Annotated in this window: 10 protein-coding genes; 8 read left to right on the top strand and 2 right to left on the bottom strand. The window is 61.4% G+C overall.

The annotated features are described in order from the left end of the window. Positions 1 to 506 precede the first annotated feature (506 nt). The gene (aceA, locus tag JO015_15020; GenBank protein MBW0000408.1) at positions 507 to 1,820 is read right to left on the bottom strand and encodes an isocitrate lyase; all 1,314 of its coding nucleotides are present in this window, start codon (positions 1,818 to 1,820) and stop codon (positions 507 to 509) included. Between the two features lie 255 nt (positions 1,821 to 2,075). Next, positions 2,076 to 2,816 (bottom strand): FCD domain-containing protein, encoded by a 741-nt coding sequence (locus JO015_15015; protein MBW0000407.1) that lies wholly within the window; start codon positions 2,814 to 2,816, stop codon positions 2,076 to 2,078. Positions 2,817 to 3,090: 274 nt separating this feature from the next. On the opposite strand from JO015_15015, the gene JO015_15010 reads away from it, so the two are divergent. The 8 genes from JO015_15010 to JO015_14975 all read left to right on the top strand — a co-directional run. Then, the gene (locus JO015_15010; protein MBW0000406.1) at positions 3,091 to 3,927 is read left to right on the top strand and encodes a fumarylacetoacetate hydrolase family protein; all 837 of its coding nucleotides are present in this window, start codon (positions 3,091 to 3,093) and stop codon (positions 3,925 to 3,927) included. A gap of 34 nt (positions 3,928 to 3,961) precedes the next feature. Beyond that, positions 3,962 to 4,864, top strand: coding sequence for a VOC family protein (locus tag JO015_15005; GenBank protein MBW0000405.1), 903 nt, complete (start codon positions 3,962 to 3,964; stop codon positions 4,862 to 4,864). A gap of 121 nt (positions 4,865 to 4,985) precedes the next feature. Next, positions 4,986 to 6,812, top strand: coding sequence for an FAD-dependent monooxygenase (locus JO015_15000; GenBank protein ID MBW0000404.1), 1,827 nt, complete (start codon positions 4,986 to 4,988; stop codon positions 6,810 to 6,812). Next, complete coding sequence (locus tag JO015_14995; protein ID MBW0000403.1) at positions 6,809 to 8,740, top strand: acyl-CoA synthetase; 1,932 nt, start codon at positions 6,809 to 6,811, stop codon at positions 8,738 to 8,740. Before JO015_15000 ends, JO015_14995 begins: the two co-directional genes overlap by 4 nt. 585 nt (positions 8,741 to 9,325) lie before the next feature. Next, positions 9,326 to 10,615 (top strand): thiolase family protein, encoded by a 1,290-nt coding sequence (locus JO015_14990; protein ID MBW0000402.1) that lies wholly within the window; start codon positions 9,326 to 9,328, stop codon positions 10,613 to 10,615. Next, positions 10,597 to 12,753 carry an enoyl-CoA hydratase/isomerase family protein gene (locus tag JO015_14985; GenBank protein MBW0000401.1) on the top strand — a complete coding sequence of 719 codons (2,157 nt, stop codon included), beginning with the start codon at positions 10,597 to 10,599 and terminating at the stop codon, positions 12,751 to 12,753. Before JO015_14990 ends, JO015_14985 begins: the two co-directional genes overlap by 19 nt. After that, entirely contained in the window at positions 12,750 to 14,723 is a 1,974-nt protein-coding gene (locus JO015_14980; GenBank protein ID MBW0000400.1) for an acyl-CoA dehydrogenase family protein, read from the top strand. The genes JO015_14985 and JO015_14980 overlap by 4 nt, the downstream gene beginning before the upstream one ends. 547 nt (positions 14,724 to 15,270) lie before the next feature. Next, positions 15,271 to 16,247 (top strand): hypothetical protein (locus JO015_14975; GenBank protein MBW0000399.1); only part of this gene is annotated, 977 nt, incomplete at its 3' end.

Genomic DNA, 16,247 nt, shown 5'->3' with positions numbered 1-16,247 from the left:
GACAAGATTTTAGCTCCATTGCCGGCGGAATGGTATAGAGAGACGCGCGGATGCGTGGCGCGTGCCGGGTCTTGCTTGACGGTGGCAGAATTGCGGGTCAGGTCGAGGGGTAAACGCTGGGCTATGTTCTCTTGGCCCTTCGGGCCGAAAGACGGTCACGGCCGTCCCCGCGCTGCCCTCAAACAATGTGGGTAAAGCTCAGGGGTAAACCCTGGGCTATGTTCTACCGGCCCGTTGGGCCTAAGAACCGGCCCGTTGCGCCTGAGAACCGGCCCGTTGGGCCTGAGACCGATTTAACGAGGTGGGGAGCATCCTCCGGCGCCGGCACCCCCCTGAGCCGGAATTCTACCTAAGTGACTGTATGAATGGTATAAGGTGCCCGTTGCGGTTGACGGCCGTCGCCATCGGCGCGGTCCGGTTCAGTTCAGACAGTTTTTAACTCGCACCACACGCTTAACTCATGGCGGTTTTTTAACTCGACGGTTCCAGACGGGCTCCGCGATTCATTAATGAAATTGCTCCGTCTCGGTAGAACCGTGCAAGGCCGTGGTCGACGACTCGCCCCCGGAGATCACCAGGCTCACCTCATCGAAATAACCCGTACCGACTTCCCGCTGGTGCCTGGTTGCCGTGTACCCGGTGGCCTCGGCCGCAAACTCGGCTTCCTGCAACTCGGCATAGGCCGACATTCCGCGCTCCTGGTACCCCTGGGACAGGTTGAACATGCTGTAGTTTAAGGCATGAAAACCGGCCAGCGTGATGAATTGAAACTTGTAACCCATCGCCGCCAGTTCCCGCTGGAATCGCGCGATCGTGGCGTCATCGAGTTTCTTCTTCCAGTTGAACGAGGGCGAGCAATTGTAGGCCAGCAGTTTGCCCGAATGCTGCTGGTGGACGCCTTCGGCGAAGCGTTTGGCCTCGGCCAGGTCCGGCTCGCTGGTTTCACACCAGATCAGGTCCGCGTACGGGGCATAGGCCACCGCCCGGGCGATTGCCTGCTCGATGCCGGCGCGCACCCGGAAGAAGCCCTCCGGGCTCCGTTCGCCGGTGAGAAACGGCTTGTCGCGCTCGTCGACGTCGTTGGTAAGCAGGGTGGCGCCGTTGGCATCGGTTCGGGCGATGAGCACCGTCGGCACCTCGCAAATGTCCGCGGCCAGGCGCGCCGCCACCAGGTGCTTGATCGCATGCTGGGTCGGGATGAGGACCTTACCGCCCATATGGCCGCACTTCTTTTCGGACGCCAGCTGGTCCTCCAGGTGCACGCCGGCCGCGCCCGCCTCGATCAGCGCCTTGACCAACTCGAAGACGTTGAGCGGCCCGCCAAAGCCGGCCTCCGCGTCCGCCACGATCGGCGCCAGCCAATGGACGTGGTCCCTGCCCTCCAGGTGGTGGATCTGGTCGGCCCGCAGCAGCGCCTGGTTGATGCGCTTGACCACCGCCGGCACGCTGTTAGCCGGATAGAGACTCTGGTCGGGGTACATCTGGCAGGCCAGGTTGGCGTCGGCAGCCACCTGCCAGCCGCTGAGGTAAATGGCTTTGAGGCCGGCCTTGACTTGCTGGACGGCCTGATTGCCCGTCAGCGCCCCCAGCGCGGGCACATACGCTTCTTCCTGCAGCAGCTGCCAGAGCCGCTCGGCACCCAGGCGGGCCAGGGTGTGTTCGATCGTGACGGTGCCTTGCAGCCGCAGGATCTCCTCTTTGGTGTAGGGGCGGGTCACCCCCTGCCACCGCGTCCCGGGCTCGGCCCGGCGGTTCTGGGTTGTAGAAATCGGTGCAGGCGGCGCCTGCGCGGTTCTCGTTTCGTTAACTATTATGCTCATCGTTTTCTCTATCTTTTGTTGGTTGGTTAGGTTTTGCTGGAGAGCAACTCGCCCCGTTAGAAGGTTGTTAGTCAAGCCGTTCGTAGCCCGGCAGGGTCAGAAACTCCACAGAGCGCTCGTCCGTCGTGATCCGGTTGAAGAGCTCTGGAATAAGAGTTTCGTGTAAAGGGCTATTTGCGTCAGTTCCAGGCGCGCACGCGCGAAGCCGTGGAACGGACATCGGCGCCGGCTTGCGCGCCATCAGCGCCCAAAATTCTAAGGGTTGGTTAGACCGTTGTGGTTACCTCCCAAAGGCTCAACCTGGCTGAGAATGGGTGTAGCCATCTCCAACTGTTTTACAGTTACCAGGAGGGAGGAGCTGACGATGATCTCCGTCGTCAGGCGTAGGTGCTCGGTGATCGCCTTGGTGGCTGCGGCGGCGTCACGCGCGATCGTCGCCTCGAAGATTCTCCGGTGCTCGGCGGATACATCGCGCCCGCGGCCTACGACACCGGAATAGCGCCGATAACGCTCGGATTGCTGGTAGAGCTGGGAGCGGATCTGCAGGAGCTTGTTCGAGCCGCAGGCGCCCACCAGGGCCTGGTGAAATCCGGCGTGAGCAGCAGCCCATTGCTCTATAACGTGCGGGTCTTCGGGCGGTCGTTCCGAGATCTTGGAGAGCCGGTGCCACGCGGCGACCAGGTTCGTCTCCCACTCAAGGTCGCCCCGGGCGATTGACCGAGAAAGGACGATCCGCTCGATCTCGACGCGAGCTTCCGTCAGATCGCCCAGGTCTTCCGCGGAAAGCGGGGCGACTCGATAACCTTTTTGTGACTCGGCAACGACCAAGCCTTCGGCGCCCAGCCGCGACAGCGCCTCGCGCACCGCGCCCTGGCTGACCCCGGACGATTCCGCGATCTCATTGATGCGCAGCTTGCTGTCGGGGAGCAGCTGGCACGCGAGGATATCGTCCCGAAGCCTGTCGAATACCCGGTCGGACTGGGTTTTTGCACTCATACGTTCACTAGTTAATGTTCTATGCGCGGTCGCTCCTGTCGCGCGTGACCGCTTTCGGCGCTTCCCCATTCTAAGGGAATCGCGAAAGCGCCATTTCAGGCCGCGGATAACACGGAGCCGATCACACCGGATACGACCGCCGTTGATCATCGTCCACAAAAATCTTTTTTTCACACGAAAATATATTTTCTTTTGACAAATATTTTTACGTGCTTTAAATCTATTTTATGAAAATAAATAAGAAACAAAGCGTTTCCCAACAGGGGGGACACCAATGAAACTTTTCCGGCATGGTCCCCCAGGTTTCGAGAGGGCGGGCGCCCTCGATGCCAAGGGCGTCAAGCGCGACCTGTCCCTCCTGGTCCCCGACATCACCCCGGACTGGCTCGCGCCGGAAAAGCTGCGCGCCATCGGGGCGGTCGATCTCAATAAGATGCCTGTCGTTTCCGAAACGACTCGCATTGGCGCGCCGATCCACGGCACACGCCAGTTCATCGCAATCGGCGTCAACTACCGCAGACACGCCGCCGAGTCCGGCATGCCCATCCCGAAGCACCCGGTCGTACTCAACAAGGCGATCACCTGCATCCAGGGTCCCAATGACGATGTCGTGCAGCCTGAGGGCTCCGACACGCTGGACTGGGAGGCGGAGCTTGCCGTGGTCATCGGCGTCAAAGCCCAGCGCGTCAGGGTTGAAAACGCGCTTTCGCACGTCGCCGGCTACTGTCTCGCCAACGACGTGTCGGAGCGCGACTGGCAAGTCAACCGCAGCGGCCAGTGGGTAAAAGGCAAGAGCTTCGACACCTTCGGCCCGCTGGGCCCCTGGCTGGTGACGGCAGACGAGATCGCCGATCCTCAGCAGCTGCCGCTCACGCTCGCCGTCAACGGCGCCGTCCGGCAAAAGGGCAATACGAGCGACATGATTTTCAGCGTGGCCGAGATCGTCTCGCATCTAAGCCAGTTCATGACCCTGTTACCCGGCGACGTCATTGCCACCGGCACGCCTGAGGGCGTGGGGGCAGGGATGAAGCCGCCGGAGTTTCTTAAACACGGCGACGTCGTCGAACTCGACGGCGGGGTTCTCGGCGTACAGCGGCAGCGGGTCGTCTGACGAGCGGGACGAGAGCGTCAAGCAGGAAAAGTTTATGCAACCAAAAAAATTCAATCCAAAAACATTCCAGCTCGGATACGTCGCGCTGGGCACACCGGATATAGAACGGACCAAGGAACACTACCTCAAAGCGATCGGGCTGACCGAGGTCGCACAGGGAGACGACGGATCGGTCTATTTATCGATCGGTTACAGCCATCACGATCTGGTTCTGCGCCCTACCGACCAGAAGGCGCTGCTCCACGTGGGCTTTCACCTGAAGCCAGACATCTCGGTCAACGACCTCGCCCGCGACGCGCGCGAACTTGGCCTTGCAGCTACGATCAAGACCGATAGTCAGCCCGGCGTTGCCGAACTGGTCGAGGTGGAAGCCCCGGGCGGCCTTGCGGTCCAGTTCTACAATGCGATCGAAGCTTCCGCGCCGGGCTTCAAGCAAACCGGCGTGTCGCCGCTGCGCCTGGGGCACGTGGCGGTCCTCTCCCGGGAAGGCGACAAGCTGGTGACGTTCTTTCAGGACTTTCTCGGCTTCTGGCTCACCGACGACATCGCCGGGATTGCTAACTTCCTCACCTGCAATCGGGAACACCACGTCGTCAACATCGTTAAGGCGCCGGAATCGCGCGCCCACCATATCGCCTTCGAGCTCAGGGAGAGCTCCTGTCATGCCCTGGCCGCCGACGCCTTGCGCGCAGCCGGCGTCAATCTGCTCTGGGGTCCCTCGCGCCACACGGCGGGCCACAACGTGGCCGCCTACCACCATGACCCCGACAAGGTCATCGTGGAGCTCTACACCGAGATGGACGCGTTCATTCCCGAGCTCGGCATGTGCGAGCCCCGGCCCTGGCATGAACATGTTCCGATGAAGCCGAGGAGTTGGATGTTCAACGAGTTGAACGCCTGGGGAACCGAGTTCGGCTTCAACCTTGCCACCGGTTGAACGGTTCGCGCGCTACACCACCCGAAACCTTCCAACATCATGAATAAGCAACAACACGGAGCCCTGGCCTGCCATCTCCCCGGCGGGCCAGTGTTCAGAACCAAAGTGAGGGGGCAAATTTATGGCCGATGAAACGCCTGTTTTGATCGTGGGCGGCGGAGGCGCCGGGCTGACCGCGTCGATGTTACTGTCGACGTTTGGCGTCGAGCACCTTCTCGTGTCGGCGCTGCCGACCACGTCGGTCCTGCCCAAGGCGCACCAGCTGAATCAGCGCACGATGGAAATTCTCAGCGATGCCGGCGTCGCCGAGCCGGTCTATGCCCGGAGCACGCCCGCCGAGAACATGCGCGCGATGGCCTGGTATGCCGGCTTTACCGGCCCGGACCCGGACTTCGGCCGGCTGATCGGCAAAATCGAGACCTGGGGCTGCGGATACACGAACCTCAACTGGATGCAGGCCAGCGCCTGCCGCAGCGCCAACCTGCCGCAAATTCGTCTGGAACCGATCATGAAGGCGCGCGCCGAGAAGCTCAATCCGGGCAAAATCCGGTTTCACCATGAAGTCATCGGGCTGGAGCAGGATGGCGACGGCGTCAGTGCGCGGATCAAGAACCATGATACGGGCTCCGAGTACACCGTGCGGGCGCGCTACCTGCTTGGCTGCGATGGGGGCCGCACCATTCCGCGGATGGCGGGTATCGGCTACGAGGGCCTGGGGGTGGTCGCCCAGATGATATCGGCGCACGTCACGGCCGACTTGTCCAAGCTCGCGCGAGATCCGGACGTGTTGGTCCGTTGGATCTGGTGTCCCGCGATCGGCGAAATGGCGGTGCTCGTGCCGATGGGGCCCGACCATTGGGGCCCGGACAGCGAGGAGTGGGTTTTTCACGTCACCTACCAGGGCATAGGGCCGAAAGGTCTTACCGACGAGCACATCGAAAGGAACATGCGTCTGGCGCTCGGCATCTCTGAACTGCCGATGAAGATCCACAAGATAACGCGCTGGACGCTGGAAGGGGTGCTGGCAGCGAAGTTCCGTGCGGACCGGGTGTTCCTGGTGGGAGACGCGGCGCACCGCCACCCGCCAACCGGCGGTCTCGGCCTCTGCAGCGGCATTCAGGATGCGTATAACCTGTGCTGGAAGCTTGCCGCCGTGCTTAAGGGCCACGCCGGTGAAGCCCTGCTCGACACCTACGAAACGGAGCGCCGCCCGGTTGATGCCCGCAACGTCCAGCGTGCGCTGGAGAATTCGATGTTGCATATGGAGATGGGGCTGAAGTTCGGCCTCAAACCGGGTGCGCCCGCGGAGGTCAACTGGACGCAATTCAGGAGGATCTGGAGCGGCAAGCCGGAGGATGCGGAGCATCGGCGCGAAGCCTTGCGCGCGATCAGACGTATGAGCGGCGAGACCGACGAACTGAACGTTGAATACGGCTACCGTTATTGCTCCGCGGCCGTCATCCCGGATGGCTCACCCGAACCCGAGCCGATCGACGATATCCGCCTCTACGAACCGAGCACGCGTCCGGGCAGCCCATTACCGCACGCCTGGCTGGACGACGAGTCCGGCAATCGTTTGGCCCTGAAGGATGTCGTCCGGCCCGGCCGTTTCCTGCTGATTGCCGGCGAAGACGGGCAGGACTGGTGCGCTGCGGCCGCCGCGCTCGCTGTCGCCGACGATCTGCCCATCGATGCCGTGCGGATTGGCCATATCGACGGCGACCTGTTCGACCCCCGCCTGGCCTGGGCGCAGTTCCGCGGCATTTCCACAAAGGGTGCCGTTTTGGTGCGGCCAGATCGGGTGATCGGATGGCGTAGCGCCGGATCGGCGGCCAACCCGGCGGCGACATTGGCCGAAGTCCTCAGGACAATTCTGGGCCGCACGGTTCGCACCGGGCCGGCAGAACTCGGGCCACACCCCCTCGAGGAGGCGGCGGTAAATCCATGACGACCCCTTGCTGCGTGCCTATCCGAAATTCGGCTGAGGCTGAAGCTTTCGAAGCCGAGCCGCTGGCCGATCGCGGCTTGCCGCCTTCGACCTATGATGCGCTGTCGACCTCCGCGAAAAGCCGGCCGGATGCGAAGGCGCTGTCCTTCTTTCTGACCGCCGATACCTATGATCGCGCGTTCAGCTGGACGTATGCCGAATTGCTGGGAGAGGTGACGCGCGCGGCGAATCTCTTCCATAAACTAGGGGTTGATGCGGATCATCCGGTTGCCCTTGTCCTGCCGAATCTGCCCGAAACGCATTTTGCGATTTGGGCCGGTGAAGCGGCCGGGGTGGTACTCGTGATCAATCCGCTGTTCGAACCTGGCCAGATTCGGGACCTCTTGCGGGTAACGCGTGCGCGGGCGCTGGTGACGCTTGCGCCTTCGCCTGGCGTCGATCTCTGGGCAAGACTGGCCCCGCAGCTGTGCGGTCTGCAAGACTTGAGGTCGGTTGCCACGGTCGATCTATCGGCTTATCTGCCGGAGGGCGCGGCGGCGCCGTCACCTCACGCGCCGCACGCCTCGGTACCCGGTATCGAGGTCATGGATTTCCGCGCGGCGATGCGCGCGCAGGCCGGTGATCGGCTGATCGCGCTGCGGACCATTACGGCAGAGACAAAGTCTTCCTACCTATGCACCGGCGGTACCACGGGCGAGCCTAAGATTGCCATGCGCACCCACGGCAATGAAGTGTTCGATGCCTGGGCCGTAGCCCGGTTTTTCCGGACCGGCGAATCCCAGCGAACCGTGTTTTGCGGGTTGCCGCTGTTTCATGCCAACGCGCAGCTTGTCACCGGGCTGTTGCCCTGGATGCAGGGCGATCATGTGGTGCTCGGGACACCGGAAGGCTATCGCGGAAGGGGCGTGATTGCGCGCTTTTGGGAAATCGTCGCTCACTACCGCGTCGCGCGGTTTTCGGGCGTGCCTACGGTTTATTCGGCACTCCTCGATGTGCCGGTCGGCAACCATGATATCTCCAGCTTGGAGTCCGCCTTATGCGGCGCAGCGCCGATGCCGGCCAAGTTGATCGACCTCTTCGAAGCGAAGACCGGCGTCAAGATCGCCGAGGGTTACGGTCTGACCGAGGCCGCATGCGTCTCTTCGGTCAATCCGCCCTTGGGCGACAGGCGCCCCGGCTCGATCGGTCTGCGTCTCCCCTATCAGCGCATGCGCGCCGTCATCCTTGATGAGGCCGGACGCTTTCAACGCGCGGCTGACACCGATGAGATCGGAACGTTGGTGATCAAGGGACCCAACGTGTTCGTCGGATACCTTGATCCACGGCACGACAAGGACCTGTGGATCGAGATCGACGGCCAGAAGTGGCTCAACACGGGGGACCTCGGCCGCCGGGATTCTGACGGGTACTTCTGGCTGACGGGCCGGCGCAAGGAACTCATCATCAGGGGCGGACACAACATCGATCCCAAGCTGATCGAAGACGCATTGCACAAGCATCCTGCGGTGGCAGCGGCAGCCGCCGTCGGCAGTCCCGATGCCTATGCAGGCGAAGTCCCCGTCGTCTATGTTCAGACGAAGCCCGGTGCCCTTGTCACCGAGGCGGAATTGCTGGATTTCGCGACGGCCCGCATTCCCGAACGCGCGGCCGTCCCGAAGCGCGTGAGGATCACGCCTCAACTTCCCCTCACGGCCGTGGGCAAGATCTTCAAGCCCGCGCTGCAGCAGCGGGAGGTCGAACACGCCATCCGGTCTGAGGCGCAGGCAACCGGCGTAACGATCCTTGATATCGCACTGGATCGCGATCCGCAGTTGGGCCTGGTGGCTCGAATCCGCACGGACGGTGGAGCGAACGTGCTGCGGGCGGCGCTCGACCGGTATGCCTTCCATTCGGAGCTCCGGGAAGAGCGCCTCGCGAAAGATTGCTAACCGTTAACGCGTTTGTTGAGCATTAACGAGGCAGTTTTATACTATTTACACAGTTAGTTTGGTGGAATCCGGACCGGATCTCAGCTTCGAAGGGGCGCGAGAACTTAGCCCAGGGTTTACCCTGGGAAACCGTAAAATCACGATGAGCCCTGAAGGGACGGCAGAACCCACCAGCAACGCCTTCTGCCGCCCCTTCAGGGCTCGATCGGGAGGGAGGACTCTACCCAGGGTAAACCCTGGGCTAAGGTCTCCCGGCCCGTTGGGCCTAAAACAGAGGTCACGCCGTGCGGAGCGTCCAGCAGCACCCCCCCTGCGCCGGAATTCCACCCGAATAATTGTCTACATGGCAGCAGCCCCTGCGGGATTAAAACCAGGCACGCGGCCCCTACCGGGTGCGACCAATGTTAATTTAACGAATGTTAATTCCTAACAAGCACTAATGTACTTACTTATTAGTTTTTTACTTATGTCATCCTGTCCGGGCGGTTGCAGAAACCGCCGGTAAAATGCCGGGGTAGACGACACCATGCTTTAACAATTCCATCTCTCAAACCTAACCAGTCATAAACGCTTACACATTCTTACATGAAGGAACCAATTTTTATCGTCGCGGGGGTCAGAACCCCGTTCGTCAAGGCAGGTACCGCTTTAGCGGACACCGAGGCGGTTGACCTCGGAAAAACGGCCGTCAGCCTTCTCCTGGCGCGCACGGGCATCGACCCCGGAAAGATCGAGGAAGTCATTATGGGCTGCGTCGGACAACCGGTTGACGCGGCAAACGTCGCCCGCGTCATCGCGCTCCGCGCAGGCATGCCGGAATCGGTGCCGGCGATCACGGTCCATCGGAATTGTGCATCCGGTTTCGAAGCGGTGACCCAGGCCGCGGAAAAGATGATTGCCGGCCGCGGGGATGCGTTCGTCGTCGGGGGCGTCGAGAGCATGTCTCAAATGCCGATGCTCTACCCTTATGAGACGACAAAAAAGTTTGGCGCTTTGGCGCGAGCGAAAAACGTGACGCAGAAGGTCGGCATTCTCTCAAGTTTTCGGCCTTCGGACTTTAAGCCGCGCATCGGTTTACAATTGGGGTTATCGGATCCGGTGAGCGGATGCAACATGGGCCAGACCGCCGAGAATGTCAGCCGGGACTTTCATATTGCCCGCGAGGAACAGGACGAATTCGCGCTGAGATCTCACCATAAAGCCGTCGCAGCGCGGGAGAAATTGCGACAGGAGATTACTCCCGTCTATCTCACTAAGTCCAGGAACGGTAAGCCGCACATCGACCAGGACAACGGCCCGCGCGAGGGCCAGAGCCTGGAAGCGTTGGCGAAGCTGAAACCCGTTTTCGAACCCGGCACAGGCACCGTGACGGCCGGTAACTCGTCGCAGATCACCGACGGCGCTGCCGCCTTGTTACTGATGACGGAGAAAGGGCTCAAAGAATCGGGGTTAACGCCGCTTGGCCGGCTGCTCGGTTACGCTTATGCAGGACTTGATCCCTCGCGCATGGGGCTGGGACCGGTCTACGCCATTCATCGTGCTGAGCAACGGGTGGGCCTGGGCCTCAAAGACGCCGACATTATCGAGATCAACGAGGCCTTCGCCGCGCAGGTGCTCGGCTGCCAAAAAGCATCGAAATCCGATGACTATTGCCGGCAATATCTCGGCCGCGAATCTGCCCTCGGCGAAATTCCAGACGAGATTCTGAATGTCAACGGCGGCGCGATTGCCCTCGGGCATCCCGTGGGCGTGACCGGGTCACGCCTCGTATTGACCGCCCTTAAAGAGTTACATCGCAGAAAGGCTGACCGCGCGCTGGTATCCCTTTGCGTCGGCGGCGGCCAGGGAGGTGCATTATGGTTGAGTCGCGACTAACAAAACAGACTACCCCGGCAAGTCAAAATATCCGCCGGGAAGTGCAGGCGTCCGGTGTTGCAATCCTGACGTTTGACCGGCCAAAGTCGTCCGCGAATATTTTCGATGGGCAAACCTTTGATGAGTTGAGTCAACACCTCGACTTCCTTGAGTCAGAACCACGGTTGAACGGGCTGATTATACGGAGCGCCAAGGCGAAGGTCTTCGTCGCCGGCGCTGACCTGAATGTCTTCACCCAGGCTTCGAGCCCGGAGCAGATTGCGGCCGCGGTCGCGCAGGGACAGAAGGCATTTGGGCGGATCGCCAAGCTTCCCTACCCGGTCATCGCGGCCATTCATGGCGTTGCGCTGGGCGGCGGGCTGGAACTGGCCCTCGCTTGCGACTACCGCGTTGCCTCGCTCGACCCGGCAACGAAACTCGGCCTTCCGGAGACGACGTTAGGGCTCTTGCCGGCCTGGGGTGGAACAATGCGCCTGCCCAAATTGACGGGTCTGCCAACCGCGATCGAAGCCATCCTGACAGGCCGCCAATACCCAGCCAGGCAGGCGCTCAAGCTCGGGCTCGTCGATGCCGTCGCTCCTGCGGAACGAATCATCGATTTGGCAATGAAATTGCTGCTGACCGGGAAGCGATCTTACAAATCGCAGCTCTCCAACCGGGCGCCACTATCCAAAATCCTCACAACGCAGGCGCAAAAGAGGACCCTTGCCAAAACGCGCGGAAACTACCCGGCCCCCCTCAAGGCGCTGGAAGTCGTCGTGGCCAACCTGAGCGCCACTCCAGCCCAATGTCTGGAGAACGAAAAGAAAGCGTTCGTCGAGCTTGCCTGCGGTCCGGCTGCCCAAAATCTGATTCGGGTCTTCTTTCTGCAGGAGCGCGCAAAGAAAGTGCCGCTCCCCGCGGGTGGCTCACCGCAAAACGTCTCCACAGTGCTCGTGCTCGGCGCGGGCATCATGGGCGCCGGAATCGCCCAGTGGCTCAGCGCTCGCGGGATCCGGGTGATTTTGAAAGACGTCGGCCCGGAGCCGCTCGGTAAAGGGATCCAGTCAATCGCGAAGCTCTATCGGGACGGAGTTAAACGGCGTGTGTTTACTGAGGCCGAGGCTCGGCAGGGCTTTGATCGCGTGCTTCCGGTCGTTGAGGATGTACCGCTTGGCGACGTGGATCTGGTCATCGAAGCGGCCGTCGAAAAGCTGGAGCCCAAAAAGCAGATTTTCGCAACCCTCGACCAGAGGGTGCAGTGCGAGACGGTCGCCACAAATACTTCCGCCCTTTCCATCGACGCGATCGCGGACGGTCTCATTCATCCGGAGCGGGTGGTAGGAATCCACTTTTTCAATCCGGTTCACCGGATGCAACTGGTCGAGGTTGTCGTGGGTCCGCACACCAGCGCGATCGCGCAGGCCACGGCAATCCAATTCGTCAAAGGGATCGGCAAACAGCCTGTAGTCGTCAAAGACAGTCCGGGATTCCTGGTTAACCGGGTCCTTGTACCGTACATGGTGGAAGCGATCCGGCTCTTTGCGGAAGGCCATCGCGTCGAGAAAATCGATAAGCTTATGCTGGATTTCGGGATGCCGATGGGACCGCTTCGATTGAATGATGAAGTCGGCCTCGATGTATCTCACCACGTCGCAAAAGATCTGGCGCAACGGATCAAACGCCTGGCACCCTTACAACAACAGGATGCGCTGGAACGGATGATGGCGAAGGGCTGGCTTGGACGGAAATCCGGCCGAGGCTTTTACGACTACAGCGGCCGGGGTGCCGAACGCCGGAATCCGCAACTCAACGAGTTTCAGCCTGCGGAGCCCTCCGCCGTCGATGAAGCGGAACTGCGGGACAGGCTGGTGCTGGTGATGGTTAACGAGGCGGCGCGTTGTCTCGAGGAAGGGGTTGTTCAATCTCCGGACGATGTCGACTTCGGGATGATCATGGGCACCGGCTGGGCACCCTTCCGGGGCGGCCCGCTCAAATACGCCGATTCAGTCGGCATTCCGGCGCTCGTTAACCGGCTGAACCTTTTATGCGATCGCGCCGGCGAACATTTTTCGCCCTGCGCCCTGCTTGCCGGGATGGCGAATCGCGGCGCGACTTTTTACCCGAAAACTCCTAACACTGCCCCTCTTAAACCGTGAAACATAGTCATAACCTTGCGCCGGAGGCGCTCGCACGGCCCGCGGCCGAGTTGCGTCCACCACAGAACGAATCGGTCGAAAAATGCAAATATCCTCCGGTGAATCGCAGGAAAACCGCTTTTGATCCCCGAGTGATGCAGCAACTTCTGGACGGCGAATTCTCTGAGGTTCGGAACCTCGTCAAGCAACGGATCACGAAGCCCGACTTCCAATATTACGACGGCACGGATGTGCAAGTCTATCGCCGGAAAGTCCTTGACTGGCTCGAGCGGATTGCGGAGACCGGAATCGGCCGAATATTCATGCCCCGTTACGTCGGCGGCGAAGATAATCTGCCGAAGTACCTGGCAAAGTTCGAGACGCTGGCCTTCCACGACACGAGCCTGCTGGTCAAAGCCGGCGTGCAATTCGGTTTGTTCGCGGCAAGCATTCAGCGTCTGGGCGTGGAGTATCATCACCGGAAGTATTTGCCCGACGCCGCCGCTGGCAGGCTTCTAGGCGGCTTTGCCATGACCGAGATCGGTCATGGCTCTAACGTCCAGCGGCTGGAAACCACAGCCTTCTATGACCGTGAAACGGATGCTTTCGTTATCGATAGCCCCACCTACAGCGCGGGAAAAACGTTTATCGGCAATGCCGGCGAACACGGCCAGCTCATGACCGTATTTGCGCAACTGGAAGTGGACGGTGAACACCACGGGGTCCATGCGTTTCTGGTTCCCATCCGCGATGACGAGGGAGCACCGATGCCAGGCGTTACGATTGAGGGTAACGGTCTGAAGATGGGCTTGAACGGCGTGGATAATGGAAAGATCTGGTTTAAGGAGGTCCGCGTACCGCGCACCGAGATGCTGACTCGCTTCGCGGAGGTCACACCGGAGGGCAGATACCGGAGTGATATCCTGAACCCGGGCGCCCGCTTTTTCACGATGATCGGCACGCTGGTGGGCGGCCGCATCAGCATGGGGTTAGGCGGCAACAGCGCGGCCAAGTCGGCGCTCACGATCGCGGTGCGATACGCCGCTCGCCGTCGACAGTTCGGCCCGCCGAAAGGCGCGCCGGAAACTCTGTTACTCGACTACCCGTCGCATCAGCTGCGCTTGATGCCGCTCCTGGCTAATGTGTACGCATTGGATTTTGCGCTAAAGCACTTGATTCAGGTCAATGAGGGCGCTCAATCCGACGGTTCGCGCCCGGTCGAGACGCTCGCCGCGGGATTGAAGGCCTATGCCACCTGGAACACCAGCCGAACTATCCAGACGTGTCGTGAAGCGTGCGGTGGCGAAGGTTATCTGGCTTCGAACCGTTTCGCGGCGCTGAAGGCGGACACCGATATTTTCACCACCTTCGAAGGCGACAACACGGTGTTAATGCAGTTGGCAGCCAAGAATCTTCTTGCCGAACTCAAAGATAAGCTCAAGCAGGGGGGGTCCGCTCAGCTTGCCCGTTTTTCCCTGGATGATAATCTGAACCTGCTCGCCAAACGCCACCCGGCTTTTACTCAGGACAAGAGCGAACCGCACCTCCTTGATTCCGAACTTCAGTTGGATCTTTTCCGGCTTCGTGAGGACGCCTTACTCGTGCAGGGTGCGACCGAACTCCAGAAACTGACCAGCGCGCAGGGGCTGGACCCTTACTCGGCGTTTACTCAGCTTCAGCCCGAACTGCTGGAACTGGCGCAGGCCTATATCGAACGGGTGATCCTGGAGCAATTCATCGCCAAAGTTAAATCCCTCCCCGACCAAAGCCTGCAGGCCCCCTTAAAGCGCCTTTGCGATCTATTCGCTTTGACCCGTCTGGAGCAGGGCAAAGGCTGGTACCTCGAGAACGGCGTAGTGTCCGGCGTGAAATCGACGGCATTTAAACGGTTGGTCACTCGGCTCTGCGTGGAAGTGTCCGAAGAGGCCGTCGCGCTCGTAGACGCTTTCGGAATACCCGATGAATGCCTCGCCGCGCCGATCGCCCTTTGAGCGCGTATTACTTATCTACATTCGCCGGTTTTTCAGAGTAAAGGAGCATCATTGAGACAGTTATGTCGGTAGAATGTCGGCTCAGGGGGTGTCGGTGCCGGAGGAGGCTCCGTAGCCGGTCGAACGAGTCTTAGGCCCAACGGGCCAGCAGAACATAGCCCAGGGTTTACCCCACTGCCATTTCGTTAAGGATACAAGGCCGGGTATTGCTTTCGTCCCGCAGGGACGGCTGAGGTTAGGCAGGGACTTCAGTCCCTGTGCTGTGCGGGCGTTCTCCCGGGGTTGCGTCTCCTCGGGACGCCTGAAGGCGGGCGCCGGGCCACAGGCGGGCGCCAAAGGTTGGGGAGCCGTTCGGGTTTTTGGCGCCGAGGGTCGCACCGGGTTTGGCTGGCCGTTTGGGAGTCGGCACCCGCCGGGCCAGCGTTTCAGGCGTCCCGACGGGACGCGATCCCTCTTAAATGCCCCGTCCAGGGACTTCAACGTTTGCTGTGAATTAAATCGGCCGAACGCTGGGAACGGCCCGTGCGCGGGGCGGGTCTAAGCAGGTATGAACTTGAACCTCACATCCTACCTCGGCCCGGCTCCCCTCGACACGGACACGTTCCTAACGGTACTCTACGTCGAAATCGACGACTTTCGCCAGCGCGAAGGGCTCGGCGAGGCCCCCCGGCGCGGGCCCAAGCCGTCGCTGAGCCGCAGCGAGGCGCTCTGCTTGAGCATCTTTGGCCAATGGGGCTACTTCGGCAGCGAGCGGGAGTTTTTCCGTTATGCTAGCCGCCATTTGCGGGCCGCCTTCCCCGGCTTGGGCGCCTATAGCCCGTTTAACCGCGCCGTGCAGGCCTGCCGCCCCGAGCTGGAGCGGGTGGCCCTGGGATTAGCCGCCCGGGGGATGGCGGGGCCCGCCTTCTATGAAGCCCTGGACCTGACGGCCGCCCCGACCCGCAACGCCAAGCGCCGGGGCGTGGGCTGGCTCTATGGGGAAGCCGACATTGGCTATAGTAACCGGCTGGGCTGGTTTGAGGGCTTCAACGTGCTGGTGAGCTGCACGCCCGAAGGCCGCATCACCGGCTTTGGCTTCGGGCCGGCCTCCGACAAAGACCAACTCTACGCCGAACACTTCCTGGCCGCGCGTCATGAGCCGGCCCTACGGGCGCAGTGGCCCAGCGTGGGGACGGTGGGCACCGATTTTTACGTGCTGGACAAAGGCTTTGCGGGCCGGCCACGCCATCGGGCTTGGCGGCAGGCCTGGGGGGGTGGATGTGCTGTGCGCCCCGCCGGCCTACCGGGGGGTGGCGCCCTGGCCCAAGCCGTGGCGGCGCCAAGTGGCCTCCCTGCGCCAGATCGTCGAAACGGTGTGGGCCAAGTTGCAGCGGCCCTGGTCATCGCAGCCTGGCCACCACGGCCCGCTACTTGCGCATCGCCACTTCCAGGGTGTGCGCCACCAAAAGCCCGCTCGATCTGCTGCCGCAGCCCGTGGCGGCGGAGTCCGAGCCCACCCCACCCCAGTACTTCTAGCTCCGGGCC

This window comes from Verrucomicrobiota bacterium, from assembly GCA_019247695.1.
GTDB lineage: Bacteria > Verrucomicrobiota > Verrucomicrobiia > Chthoniobacterales > JAFAMB01 > JAFBAP01.
Note: the sequence above shows the minus strand (reverse complement) of the source record. Positions and strands in the feature narration are given on the sequence as shown.

Bases quoted from the DNA above. Each gene is read 5' to 3' on its own strand.
- aceA (MBW0000408.1), bottom strand. From the start codon at position 1,820: ATGAGCATAATAGTTAACGAAACGAGAACCGCGCAGGCGCCGCCTGCA.
- JO015_15015 (MBW0000407.1), bottom strand. From the start codon at position 2,816: ATGAGTGCAAAAACCCAGTCCGACCGGGTATTCGACAGGCTTCGGGAC.
- JO015_15010 (MBW0000406.1), top strand. From the start codon at position 3,091: ATGAAACTTTTCCGGCATGGTCCCCCAGGTTTCGAGAGGGCGGGCGCC.
- JO015_15005 (MBW0000405.1), top strand. From the start codon at position 3,962: ATGCAACCAAAAAAATTCAATCCAAAAACATTCCAGCTCGGATACGTC.
- JO015_15000 (MBW0000404.1), top strand. From the start codon at position 4,986: ATGGCCGATGAAACGCCTGTTTTGATCGTGGGCGGCGGAGGCGCCGGG.
- JO015_14995 (MBW0000403.1), top strand. From the start codon at position 6,809: ATGACGACCCCTTGCTGCGTGCCTATCCGAAATTCGGCTGAGGCTGAA.
- JO015_14990 (MBW0000402.1), top strand. From the start codon at position 9,326: ATGAAGGAACCAATTTTTATCGTCGCGGGGGTCAGAACCCCGTTCGTC.
- JO015_14985 (MBW0000401.1), top strand. From the start codon at position 10,597: ATGGTTGAGTCGCGACTAACAAAACAGACTACCCCGGCAAGTCAAAAT.